Source organism: Streptomyces sp. NBC_01198, assembly GCF_036010485.1.
Classification (GTDB): domain Bacteria; phylum Actinomycetota; class Actinomycetes; order Streptomycetales; family Streptomycetaceae; genus Actinacidiphila.
On the sequence record NZ_CP108568.1, the window covers coordinates 5,660,417 to 5,672,333 of the forward strand.

At 72.8% G+C, this 11,917-nt stretch carries 11 protein-coding genes; 8 read left to right on the forward strand and 3 right to left on the reverse strand.

Translation table 11 applies throughout. The features are described 5' to 3' along the window. Nucleotides 1-165 precede the first annotated feature (165 nt). The 5 genes from OG702_RS25170 (at nt 166) to OG702_RS25190 (ending at nt 5,966) form a co-directional block, all read left to right on the forward strand. Nucleotides 166-2,277: an MMPL family transporter gene (locus OG702_RS25170; RefSeq protein WP_327291208.1), complete on the forward strand. Its 2,112-nt coding sequence runs from the start codon at nt 166-168 to the stop codon at nt 2,275-2,277. Between the two features lie 99 nt (nt 2,278-2,376). Further along, on the forward strand, nt 2,377-3,639 hold the full coding sequence (locus OG702_RS25175; protein WP_327291209.1) for a sensor histidine kinase: 1,263 nt from the start codon (nt 2,377-2,379) through the stop codon (nt 3,637-3,639). Further along, on the forward strand, nt 3,636-4,331 hold the full coding sequence (locus OG702_RS25180) for a response regulator transcription factor (protein WP_327291210.1): 696 nt from the start codon (nt 3,636-3,638) through the stop codon (nt 4,329-4,331). Before OG702_RS25175 ends, OG702_RS25180 begins: the two co-directional genes overlap by 4 nt. A 59-nt stretch (nt 4,332-4,390) precedes the next feature. After that, nucleotides 4,391-5,137, forward strand: coding sequence for a DNA repair protein RecO (gene recO / locus OG702_RS25185; protein WP_327291211.1), 747 nt, complete (start codon nt 4,391-4,393; stop codon nt 5,135-5,137). A 13-nt stretch (nt 5,138-5,150) separates the two neighbouring features. After that, nucleotides 5,151-5,966, forward strand: coding sequence for an isoprenyl transferase (locus OG702_RS25190; RefSeq protein WP_327291212.1), 816 nt, complete (start codon nt 5,151-5,153; stop codon nt 5,964-5,966). A 52-nt stretch (nt 5,967-6,018) separates the two neighbouring features. Here OG702_RS25190 and OG702_RS25195 read toward each other — a convergent pair whose 3' ends face one another. Then, nucleotides 6,019-6,444 carry a Fur family transcriptional regulator gene (locus OG702_RS25195; protein WP_327293363.1) on the reverse strand — a complete coding sequence of 142 codons (426 nt, stop codon included), beginning with the start codon at nt 6,442-6,444 and terminating at the stop codon, nt 6,019-6,021. 343 nt (nt 6,445-6,787) lie between these two features. Here OG702_RS25195 and OG702_RS25200 point away from each other — a divergent pair, with 343 nt between their 5' ends. Next, the gene (locus OG702_RS25200; RefSeq protein ID WP_327291213.1) at nt 6,788-8,170 is read left to right on the forward strand and encodes a glycine--tRNA ligase; all 1,383 of its coding nucleotides are present in this window, start codon (nt 6,788-6,790) and stop codon (nt 8,168-8,170) included. Here OG702_RS25200 and OG702_RS25205 read toward each other — a convergent pair. After that, complete coding sequence (locus tag OG702_RS25205; protein WP_327291214.1) at nt 8,140-8,583, reverse strand: hypothetical protein; 444 nt, start codon at nt 8,581-8,583, stop codon at nt 8,140-8,142. The two genes, OG702_RS25200 and OG702_RS25205, sit on opposite strands and share 31 nt — an antisense overlap. Nucleotides 8,584-8,693: 110 nt before the next feature. Further along, the gene (locus tag OG702_RS25210) at nt 8,694-10,178 is read right to left on the reverse strand and encodes an MFS transporter (protein WP_442814530.1); all 1,485 of its coding nucleotides are present in this window, start codon (nt 10,176-10,178) and stop codon (nt 8,694-8,696) included. A 101-nt stretch (nt 10,179-10,279) separates the two neighbouring features. Between OG702_RS25210 and OG702_RS25215 the strand changes: the two genes are divergently transcribed. Together OG702_RS25215 and OG702_RS25220 are read left to right on the forward strand one after the other, a co-directional pair. Further along, a complete protein-coding gene (locus OG702_RS25215) occupies nt 10,280-11,194 on the forward strand; it encodes a helix-turn-helix transcriptional regulator (RefSeq protein WP_327291216.1) in 915 nt (304 codons plus the stop codon). A gap of 23 nt (nt 11,195-11,217) precedes the next feature. Then, entirely contained in the window at nt 11,218-11,820 is a 603-nt protein-coding gene (locus OG702_RS25220) for a TetR/AcrR family transcriptional regulator (RefSeq protein WP_327291217.1), read from the forward strand. Nucleotides 11,821-11,917: the final 97 nt, after the last annotated feature.

The window sequence follows — 11,917 nt, forward strand, 5'->3', positions numbered from 1 at the left end:
TGCGCGGCCCCGCGGGCACTCCGCACGGATACTCCGCCGGGAGTAGCGGAGGCCCGCGGCAGTCCTGCGGAGTAGCGGACGGCTCGGCCCTGAGCCCGACGTTTCGGGCTTCCCGAACCGGGACTCTGGTGGAGTGACACCAGCGAACCCCGAGGGGAGCCCCCGATGAGGGCCACCGGCACCACCGCAGGCACCACCACGAGCACGAGCGCGAGCACCCGGCGCCGCAGGCTGCCCTGGGCGATGATCGGGCTGTGGATCGTGGTCCTCGCCGTCTCCGCGGTCTTCGCGGGCAAGCTCGACGGCGTCAAGCACGACGACGCCGTCGACTACCTGCCGGCCAGCGCGCAGTCCACCCAGGTCGCCAAGATCCAGAAGGACATGTCCGGCGGCAGCGCCACCGCCCTGGTGCTGGTCTACGACCGGGCCGGCGGCCTGACCGCCGCCGACCGCGCCACCGCCGACCGGCAGACCGCCGCCCTGGAGCGGGCCTACCCGCTGGTGGGCGCCAAGCCCGCCGCGGTCGCCGCCAAGGACGGCCGCACCCTGATCGTGCCGGTCTCCATCGCCGAGAGGGCTGGCAAGCCCGAGGACGTCGTCAAGGCCGTCCGCGACCAGCTCGCCGCCGGCCGCCCCGCCGGGCTGACCATCGACGTCGGCGGACCCGGCGCGGCGCAGGGCGACGCCAAGGAGGTCTTCGCGAGCATCGACGGCACCCTGCTGCTGTCCACCGCGGGCATCGTCGCGCTGCTGCTGATCCTCACCTACCGCAGCCCCTTCCTGTGGCTGGTGCCGCTCGCCGTCGTCGGCGTCGCCGCCGGCACCGCGATGGCGCTGGTCTACGGCATGGTGCGGGCCTTCGGCCTGACCGTGTCCGACATGAGCTCCTCGGTGATGACCGTGCTGATCTTCGGCGCCGGCACGGACTACGCGCTGCTGCTGATCTCCCGCTACCGCGAGGAGCTGCGCCGCGTCCCCGAGCCGTACGAGGCGATGCGGGCCGCCCTGCGCGGGGTCGGCCCCGCCGTGCTCACCTCGGCCGCCACCGTCGTCGCAGGGCTGCTCTGCCTGCTCGCCGCCGACCTCAACAGCAGCCGCGGCCTGGGGCCGGTCGGCGCGGTGGGCATCGTCTGCTCGCTCGCCGCCATGACCACCCTGCTGCCCGCGGTGCTCGTCCTGCTCGGCCGCCGGGTCTTCTGGCCGCTGATCCCCGCCTACGGCAGCGAGTCCCGCGCGAGCCGCGGCGTCTACCACCGGATCGGCACGTTCGTGGTGCGCCGGCCGGTCGCCGTGCTCGCCGCCTCCGCCGTCGCGGTCGGCGCGCTCGCCCTGGGCATCGGCAACCTGCCAGGCGCACTCCACCAGGACGACACCTTCACCAGTACGCCCGAGTCGGTCAGCGCCGACCACATCCTGCACCGGGCCTTCCCCGAACGCAGCACCCAGGCGATCACCGTCGTCGTACCGACCGACCGCGCGGCCGCGGCGAAGGCCGCCGCCGGCGGCACCACCGGGGTCGCCGGCGTCGACACCGGGCGGTCGGGCGGCGGCTGGACGGAGATCGCCGTGTATCCGACCGCGGCGCCCGACAGCGCGGCGGAGAAGGACACGGTCACCCGGCTGCGGGCCGCCACCGCGGCCGACCACGGCCTGGTCGGCGGCGCCAGCGCCCAGCGGATCGACACCGCCAGCACGTCGTCGCGGGACAGCCGCCTGGTCATCCCGCTGGTGCTCGCCGCGGTCTTCCTGCTGCTCGCCGCGCTGCTGCGCAGCCTGGTCGCCCCGCTGCTGCTGACCGCGGCCATGGTCGGCGTCTGGGCCGCGGCCCTCGGGATCGGCGGCCTCATCTTCGGCCCCGTCCTCGGCTTCCACGGCATCGACCCCGGGCTGCCGCTGCTCAGCTTCGTCTTCCTGGTCGCGCTGGGCGTCGACTACGGCATCTTCCTGATGCACCGCATGCGGGAGGAAGCCCGCGACGGGGCGGATCCGCGGCGTGCGACGGTGGGCGCGCTGGAGTCCACCGGCGGGGTGATCGCCTCGGCGGGCATCGTCCTGGCGGCGACGTTCACGGTGCTGGCGTCGCTGCCGCTGGTGATGATGGTGGAGATGGGCCTGGTCATCGCCCTGGGCGTGCTGCTCGACACGTTCGTCGTCCGCACGTTCCTCGTCCCGGCGGCCACCACGCTGCTGTCCACCCGCGTCTGGTGGCCCACCCCTCCGGCCCTCCGCAGCCCGACCCCCGAAAAACCCCCGACCCGCACCTCCGTCGTGGCCTAGCCACCCCGTGCGTCCCCCGCTGCCGCAGCGCCCCCCGGGCCCGGGGGAAAGGTGGGCGGAAACGCCCGCGCCGTGTCTCACGTCCCGGAAGATGGAGCCGTGCTCACAAGCCTCGCCCCCGCCGGCCCAGCGGCAGCGCCCCCGCCCCCGCGGGTCACCTACTCCGACGTGGCCTTCGCGGTGGCGATCTTCCTGGCCCAGGCGATACTGGCGCTCGCCCTGCCCGAGGCGGCCAGGAGCCACCGGCCCGACGCGCTCGGCTGGTTCCTGCTGGCAGCCAGCGGCGCCGTGCTCGCCTGGCGCCGCCACGCCCCGATGTGGTGCCTGCTCGGCATGGTCGCGGTCGTGGCGCCTTACCACTACATGGAGAACATCCAGGAAGCCCCGCTGCTGTCCAGCATGATCGCGCTGTACTCGGTGGCGGTCGCGGGACCGCCGGCCAGGACGTTCCTGGTGGTGCCGACCGTGGTGGGCACGATGGCCGCCGTGATGTCGGCCATCGGCAAGCCCACCGCCGGCACCCAGATGCTCCAGGGCGCCGGCTGGATAGTGGCCGTCGCGATCGCCGGCGAGGTCGTACGGATGCACCGCAACTACATCGCCGCGATCATGGAGCGCGCCGAGCGGGCCGAGCGGACCCGGGAGGAGGAGGCCGCGCGCCGGGTCGCGGAGGAGCGGCTGCGGATCGCCCGCGACCTGCACGACCTGCTGGCGCACAGCATCACCCTGATCGGCGTGCAGACCTCGGTGGCCGCGCACATCCTGCTCGCCGACCCCGACCGGCTGGACAGGACCGCGGTGGCGGCGGCGCTGGACAACATCGCGGACACCTGCCGGGAGGCACGTTCCGAGCTGCGCACCACCTTGCGGGTGCTGCGCGCCGACAGCGACGGGCCGCTGCCCGACCTGGCGGGCATCCCGTCGCTGGCCGAGGCCGCGGAGGCGGCGGGCGCCAAGGTCACGCTGGCCGTCGACCCCGGCGGCGAAGCGGTGCCGGCCGCGGTGGGCGCCGCCGCGTATCGGATCGTCCAGGAGTCGCTGACCAACGCCGTACGCCACGCGGGCGCGCCCGACCCGCAGGTGCGGGTGCGGGTCAGCCGGCAGGGCGCCGCCCTGCACGTCTGCGTCGAGGACGACGGCCCGGTGCCGCTGCGGCCGCCCGACGACGACCGCCCCGAGGGCTTCGGGATCGTGGGGATGCGGGAGCGGGCCAGAAGCGTCGGCGGCACGCTCGCCGCAGGCCCGCGGACCGACGGCGCGGCGGGCTTCTCGGTCACCGCCGTGCTGCCCTGCTTCCTGCGCCAGGCCGACCACACCGCCGTCGCCGTGCTCGGCGCCGACCACCAGGGAGACCTCGGATGACGACCCCGGAGCCGATCAGGGTGCTGCTCGCCGACGACCAGACGCTGGTACGCGCCGCGTTCGCGATGCTGGTGGAGTCCGCCCGCGACATGGAGGTGGTCGGCCAGGCGGGCAACGGCCTGGAAGCGGTGGAGCGGGCCCGCAGCTCCCGGGCCGACGTCGTCGTGATGGACATCCGCATGCCGGAGATGGACGGCATCGAGGCCACCCGGCGGATCGCCGCCGACGACGACCTCGCCGGGGTGCGGATCCTGGTGCTGACCACCTACGACGACGACGAGCACGTGGTGGCGGCGCTGCGCGCGGGCGCCTCCGGCTTCATGGTCAAGGACACCAGGCCCGCGGAACTGCTCGACGCGATCCGTACGGTCGCGGCCGGCGACTCGCTGCTGTCCCCGGGGCCGACCGCCCGGCTGATCGCCCGGGTGCTGCGGCTGCCCGACCGACCGCCGCCCAGCAGCACCCCCGGCACGGGCCGGCTGACCTGCCTGTCGGACCGCGAGCGCGAGGTGCTGACACTGGTCGCCCGCGGCCTGAACAACGCCGAGGCGGGCGAGGCGCTGGGCCTGAGCCCGCTCACCGCCAAGACCCATGTCAGCCGGATCATGGGCAAGATCGGCGCCCGCGACCGCGCCCAACTGGTCATCGCCGCCTACGAGTCGGGACTGGTGGCACCCGGCGCGGAGCACTGATCCCGGCTGCGGGCCGGGCCCGGCCCGCCGGGGGAGCGGCGTAGGCGAGAATGGGCCGCATGAGCCTGTTCCGCGACGACGGCATCGTGCTGCGCACCCAGAAGCTGGGTGAGGCGGACCGGATCATCACGCTGCTCACCCGGCGGCACGGCAGGGTCCGGGCGGTGGCCAGAGGGGTGCGGCGGACGAAGTCGAAGTTCGGTGCCCGCCTTGAGCCCTTCACCCACGTCGACGTGCAGTTCTTCGTCCGCGGCGGCGAGCTGATCGGCCGCGGGCTGCCGCTGTGCACCCAGAGCGAGACGATCGCCCCCTACGGCAGCCCGATCGTCGCCGACTACGCCCGCTACACCGCGGGCACCGCGATGCTGGAGACCGCCGAGCGCTTCACCGACCACGAGGGCGAACCGGCGGTGCAGCAGTATCTGCTGCTGGTCGGCGCCCTGCGCACGCTCGCGGCCGGCGACCACGACCCGCGGCTGGTCCTCGACGCGTTTCTGCTGCGCTCGCTGGCCGTCAACGGCTACGCGCCCAGCTTCGACGACTGCGCCAAGTGCGGGATGACCGGGCCGAACCGGTTCTTCTCGGTCGGCGCGGGCGGAGTGGTATGCGGCGAGTGCCGCGTGCCGGGAAGCGTCGTACCCTCACGGGAGGCACTGGAACTCCTCGGTGCGCTGCTCGGCGGCGACTGGGAGACCGCCGACGCCTGCGAGTCGCGGCACTGCCGCGAGGGCAGCGGGCTGGTCGCGGCCTACCTCCAGTGGCACCTGGAGCGCGGCCTGCGCTCTCTGCGGTTCGTCGAGAAGTAGGAGAAGTACCACCATGGCACGTCGCGGGATTCTGGGCCGGAACCGGACCTCGTACCGCACGCCCGACCCGCACCCCTCGGGCGCCCGGCCGCCCAAGCTCCCGGCGGAGCTGGTGCCCAAGCACGTCGCGGTGATCATGGACGGCAACGGCCGCTGGGCCAAGGAGCGCGGCCTGCCCCGCACCGAGGGCCACAAGGTCGGCGAGGGCGTCGTCCTCGACGTCCTCAAGGGCTGCCTGGAGATCGGCGTCAAGAACCTCTCGCTCTACGCCTTCTCCACCGAGAACTGGAAGCGCTCGCCGGAGGAGGTGCGCTTCCTGATGAACTTCAACCGGGACGTCATCCGCCGCCGCCGGGACGAGATGGACGAGCTGGGCATCCGCATCCGCTGGGTCGGCCGCATGCCGAAGATGTGGAAGTCGGTGGTCCAGGAACTCCAGGTCGCCCAGGAGCAGACCGTCGACAACGACGCCATGACGCTGTACTTCTGCGTGAACTACGGCGGACGGGCCGAGATCGCCGACGCCGCCCAGGCGATGGCCCGCGACATCGCCGCCGGGCGGCTGGACCCGTCGAAGGTCAACGAGAAGACCTTCGCCAAGTACCTCTACTACCCCGACATGCCGGACGTCGACCTCTTCCTGCGGCCCAGCGGGGAGCAGCGCACGTCCAATTACCTGCTGTGGCAGAGCAGCTACGCGGAGATGGTCTTCCAGGACGTCCTCTGGCCGGACTTCGACCGCCGCGACCTGTGGCGGGCCTGCCACGAATTCGCCAGCCGCGACCGTCGCTTCGGCGGCGCCCTCCCCAACGAGCCCGCCGCCTCCTGACCCCCGGGGAGGGGCCGGGGCGGAGCCCACGGTGGTGGGGGGTGCGGTCGAGTCAGGGCCGCGCGGCAGCGCACTCCGCACAGGTGCCGAAGATCTCCATCGTGTGGGCCACGTCCACGAAGCCGTTCTCGGAGGCGACCGCCTCCGCCCAGCTCTCGACCGCGGGGCCCTCGACCTCGACCGCCTTGCCGCACGAGCGGCAGACCAGGTGGTGGTGGTGGCCGCCGCCCGAGCAGCGGCGGTAGACCGACTCGCCCTCACCGGTGCGCAGCACGTCGATCTCGCCGGCGTCGGCGAGGGACTGGAGCGTGCGGTAGACGGTCGTCAGACCGACCGAGTCGCCCCGGTGCTTGAGAAGGTCGTGCAGATCCTGCGCGCTGCGGAATTCGTCGACCTCTTCCAGCGCCGCCGCGACCGCGGCCCGCTGCCGGGTGGCCCGGCCCGCGACGGGCGGCCCGGAGGGCCCGGGGTGCTTCATCGTGGTCACCGGTCCTCCTCATGACGGCTTGCGCGCCTGACGTCCCCATTGTGCCAGCCCGCCGCCCGCTGCCGCCCCGGCCGCCGCGTGCAGATCGCGACGAAGACCGGCAAGAACACCGGAACCAAGACCGGGAAGAACACCGGGACGAAGATCGCGAGGACGGCCGTCCCGCCCCGCGGCCGGAAGGGGCCGCCGGGCGGCCCGGACGCCTCCCCGGCCCCGGCGCGGAGCAGCCCCGGGGGCGGGCTCGTCCTTGCAGCCCGCGGAACGGATTTGATATGCGCCCCGCCCGCGCCGGTAATCTGGGACCAGACCCCTTCGTCGTACTGAAGAGAGCACCGTGGCCGCCGACAAGATCGACACCATCGTCAGCCTGAGCAAGCGCCGTGGCTTCGTTTTCCCGAGCAGTGAGATCTACGGCGGCTCGAAGGCCGCCTGGGACTACGGGCCGCTGGGCGTCGAGCTCAAGGAGAACATCAAGCGCCAGTGGTGGCGCGCGATGGTGACCTCCCGTGAGGACGTGGTGGGCCTCGACTCGTCGGTGATCCTCGCCCCCGAGGTGTGGGTCGCCTCGGGTCACGTCGCCACGTTCTCCGACCCGCTCACCGAGTGCACCTCCTGCCACAAGCGCTTCCGCGCCGACCACCTGGAGGAGGCGTACGAGGCCAAGCACGGCCGGCCGCCGGCCAACGGGCTGGCCGACATCAACTGCCCGCACTGCGGCACGAAGGGCGCCTTCACCGAGCCCAAGCAGTTCTCCGGCATGCTGCAGACCCACCTCGGCCCGACCCAGGACGCCGGCTCGGTGGCGTATCTGCGGCCCGAGACCGCGCAGGGCATCTTCGTGAACTTCGCCCAGGTGCAGACCACCTCGCGCAAGAAGCCGCCGTTCGGCATCGCCCAGATGGGCAAGTCGTTCCGCAACGAGATCACGCCGGGAAACTTCATCTTCCGCACCCGCGAGTTCGAGCAGATGGAGATGGAGTTCTTCGTCAAGCCCGGCGAGGACGAGAAGTGGCACGAGTACTGGATGCAGGAGCGCTGGAACTGGTACACCGGCCTCGGCATCCGCGAGGAGAACATCCGCTGGTACGACCACCCGAAGGAGAAGCTGTCGCACTACTCGAAGCGCACCGCCGACATCGAGTACCGCTTCAACTTCGGCGGCCAGGAGTTCAGTGAGCTGGAGGGCGTCGCCAACCGCACCGACTTCGACCTTTCCGCGCACTCCAAGGCCTCCGGCCAGGACCTGTCGTACTTCGACCAGGAGGCCGGCGAGCGCTGGTTCCCGTACGTGATCGAGCCTGCGGCGGGCGTCAACCGCGCCATGCTGGCGTTCATGCTGGACGCGTACAACGAGGACGAGGCGCCGAACGCCAAGGGCGCCATGGAGAAGCGGACCGTGATGCGGCTGGACCCGCGGCTGGCCCCGGTCAAGGTCGCCGTCCTGCCGCTGTCCCGCAACCCCGAGCTGTCCCCGAAGGCCAAGGGCCTGGCCACCGCGCTGCGGGCGAACTGGAACATCGAGTTCGACGACGCCGGCGCCATCGGCCGTCGCTACCGCAGGCAGGACGAGATCGGTACGCCGTTCTGCGTCACGGTGGACTTCGACACGCTCACGGACAACGCGGTGACCGTCCGGGAGCGCGACACGATGAAGCAGGAGCGGGTGTCCCTCGACCAGGTCGAGGGCTACCTGGGCAGCAGGCTGCTGGGCTGCTGAGCCCGTCGCTGCGCCGGGCCCCCCGGGGTCCGGCGCAGCGCCAGTACGCCGCAGGCGGCGGCCAGCGGCAGCTCTGCGAGGACGGCCATCGCGACGGCGACGAGCAGGGCGGTGCCGTGTGAGGTCGCCAGGTCGAGCGAGGCGTCGAGCAGGAGCAGGGCCGCGGTGACCGCGGCGGCGGGGGTACGGGCCTGATGCGCGGGTCCGGCGGCGAGCAGGCCGGTGGTGACCAGGCCCACGGCCTCCAGCGAGTCCAGGGCGATCCATGCCGGGCCGGTGCCGGCCGCCGCGAGCACGGCCAGCCACGGTACGAGCGCCACGCCGCAGATCGCCACCACCGAGGCGAGACGGTGCCTGCCGGTCTCCCGCGGCGCCCGGCCCACCAGCGGTGACCTCAGCTCACCCACGGCCATCCGCCACTCCTCCCGACTCCCACCTCTTGGTCAACGCGTACCCCGCCGCAGCTCTTCCGAGAGGCCGGCACTCGCGGGGGCCGGTGCCGGGCGCATCGCGCCCGGGAGGGTCAGACCACCGTGCGGGGGAGGCGGAGGCTGAAGGCGGCAGTGAGGGCGACCGCGCCGAGCTGGGCCAGCAGGGCCCAGACGAGGGCGTCGCGGAAGCCCACCGACGTGGTCAGCGTCAGGAACAGCGTGCCCAGGGTGGCGACGCCCAGCGCGAGGCTGGACTGCTGCGTGGTCGCCATCGCCCCGCTCCCCACTCCCGCCTGCGCGGCGGGCACCTCGCTGAGGACGATGCGGAAGACCACCGGCAGGAGCAGGCCCTGCCCGAAACCGGTCACCGCCATGCCGGGTGCGAGCGCCAGGACGCCGATGTGCGGCCAGCCCCAGAAGAAGGTCCCGGCCAGGATCAGCAGACCCGCCCCCTGGATCAGCGAGCCCGCCGTGACGGTGCGGCGGCCGAAGCGGGCCACCAGGCGCGGGCCGAGCAGCGACGCGGCGAAGAAGGTCGCGCACAGCGGCGCGAGCGCCGCACCGGCGGCGAGCGCACCGAGGTGCAGTCCGTCCTGCATGGCCACCGCGAGCACGAACATGAAGCCGCCGAAGCCGAGGCACAGCGGCACGATCAGCAGCAGCCCGCTGCGCACGCTGTGGATGCGGACCAGCGACGGCGGCAGCAGCGGGTTCCCGCCGGTGCGCTCCCCGTGCCGTTCGACGGCCACGAAGGCCGCCGCCGCGAAGGGGGAGACCGCGAGCAGCACCCATGACCACAGCGGCCAGCCGGCCGCCCGGCCCTCGGTGAGCGGCAGCAGCAGGGTGATCAGGGTGACCGCAAGCAGCCCGGTGCCTGCCCGGTCGATCCGCGCCGGGTTCGCCGAGCGGGTCTCCGGGACGGACGTGAGCGCGAGCACCAGCGCCACCGCGGCGACCGGCACGTTGACCAGGAAGATCGCCCGCCAGCCGCTGCCTGCGATGTCCGCGGAGACCAGGACGCCGCCGAGCACCTGGCCGACGACGCTGGCGATGCCGGCCGTGGCGCCGTAGTAGCTGAGCGCCTTGCCGCGGCTGCTGCCGGAGGTCGCGGACTGGATGGTGGCGAGCGCCTGCGGCAGCAGCAGCGCGGAGGCCGCGCCCTGGGCGACCCTGGCCGCCACCAGCGTCCACGCGGTGGGGGCGACGCCGCAGGCCAGCGAGGTCGCGGCGAAGAGCCCGAGGCCCCACAGGAAGAGGTTGCGGCGGCCGAACATGTCGCCGAGCCGGCCGCCGAGCACCAGCAGGACGGCGTAGGCGACGCCGTAGCCCGCGACCACCATCTCCAGCACCGCGGGACCCGCGTCGAGGTCGCGGTCGATGGTGGGCAGGGCGACGTTGACGATGAAGAAGTCCACCATCGGCAGTGCCGCGCCGAGCAGCACGGTCAGCAGTCCGAGCGCGCTGAGCGCGGGGGCGGCGGACTTCTGCGGAGTGGAGGAGGAGGGTGCCGGTATGCGGGTGACCCGGGGCAGCACCTGCGCCCGGGAGGGAAGTGTCTGTTCCAGTCGGTCGTTCACATGGTCCACACTGGACCTTCGCTGAGGGGGGTACCAGAGAGCGTTTATCCAGGTATACCGAGCACCTGGCAACTGCTTGACGAGTCCGGCATGCTGGGAGCATGACCGCTCCCAGCGACCTTGCCGGCGAACCTCCCAGCGAGCCCCGAAGCACCGGCGCCGATTCCGCCGCGAGCCGCAGGCAGGAGCTGGCGTCTTTCCTGCGCAGCCGCCGGGAGCGCATCACGCCCGAGCAGGTCGGGCTGCCGCCGGGCCGCAGGCGCCGCACTCCGGGGCTCCGCCGCGAGGAGGTCGCGCAGCTCGCCGCGGTCGGTGTGACCTGGTACACCTGGCTCGAACAGGCCAGGGAGATCCAGGTGTCGGGCCAGGTCGCCGACGCCATCGCCCGCGCCCTGCTGCTCGACCAGCACGAGCGCAGGCACCTGTTCACGCTGGCCGGCACCGCCGACCCGCATCCGCATCTGGACTGCCCGGGGATGTCGCCGGCGATCCGCGCGCTGATCGACCAGGTGGCGCCGCTGCCCGCGGCGGTCTTCAACGCCCGCTACGACATCATCGCGTACAACCACACGTACGGGCGGCTGGTCGCCGACCTGGACGCGATGCCGGTCGAGGACCGCAACGTGATGTGGCTGGCCTTCACCCACCCGCTGTGGCGCGAGCGGATGCTCGACCGGGAGCAGAACACCCGGCTGATGGCGGCGAAGTTCCGCACCTCGATGGCCGAGCATCTGGCCGAGCCCGCGTGGAAGGAGATGCTCCGGCGCCTCCAGCAGAGTTCCCCGGAGTTCCGCGAGGCCTGGGAGCGGCACGAGGTGCTGCGGCCCGGCAGTCATGTGAAGCGCTATCTCAATCCCGAAGTGGGCATGCTGGCCTTCGACTTCAGCCATCTGTGGCTCGGGCCGCAGGACGGCCCGCGGCTGATGGTGTATTCCCCGGTGGACGAGCTGACCAGGGAGCGCCTCGACCGGCTGCACCGGATCGTGCTGGCCGAGCGCGAGCCGGTCGCCGTCTGACGGCCGCGGCATAAAATCGAGCCATGACATCCACCCGCGCCAGGGGCTCAGGCCTGCGTGAGCTGACCCGCAGAACCGTACGTGCCCAGATCGCGGAGCGGGCGATCGCGCTGTTCATCGCCCAGGGCTTCGAGGAGACCACGGTCGAGCAGATCGCGACCGAGGTCGGCATGTCCGCGCGCAGCGTCTTCCGCTACTTCGACACCAAGGAGGACATGGTCGTCGGGAGCATGCAGGAGTCCGGTGCCAGGCTCGCCGACGCGCTGGCGGACCGGCCGGCCGAGGAGGACGCGTGGCAGGCCCTGCGGGGCGCGCTCGCGGTGCTGCTCGCGGCGATCGAGGAGGACCGGGAGGGCGCGCTGGCCCGGGCGCGGATGTTCGCCAGCACCCCGTCGCTGCGGGCGGCCAGGCAGCAGAAGCACGCCCAGTGGCGGGAGTTGCTGGTGCCGGTGGTGCTGGCCAGGCTCGACGGCGGCCCGCAGGAGACGCGCGAACTGCGGGCGGCGGCGATCACCACCGCCGTGCTCGGCTGCCTCGACCTGGCGATCACCCGCTGGTCGGAGGAGGGCGGCACGGGCAGCGTCGAGGACCTGCTGGACGCCGCGATCTCGGCCGTGCGCATGTGAGGGAGCGTCAGTGATTGGCGGTCACTGACATTCGTGGCAGTAACTGACGGGTATTGCTAGGGTCGGGCGCAGCACGATGCCCGATCCGTAGGAGAGA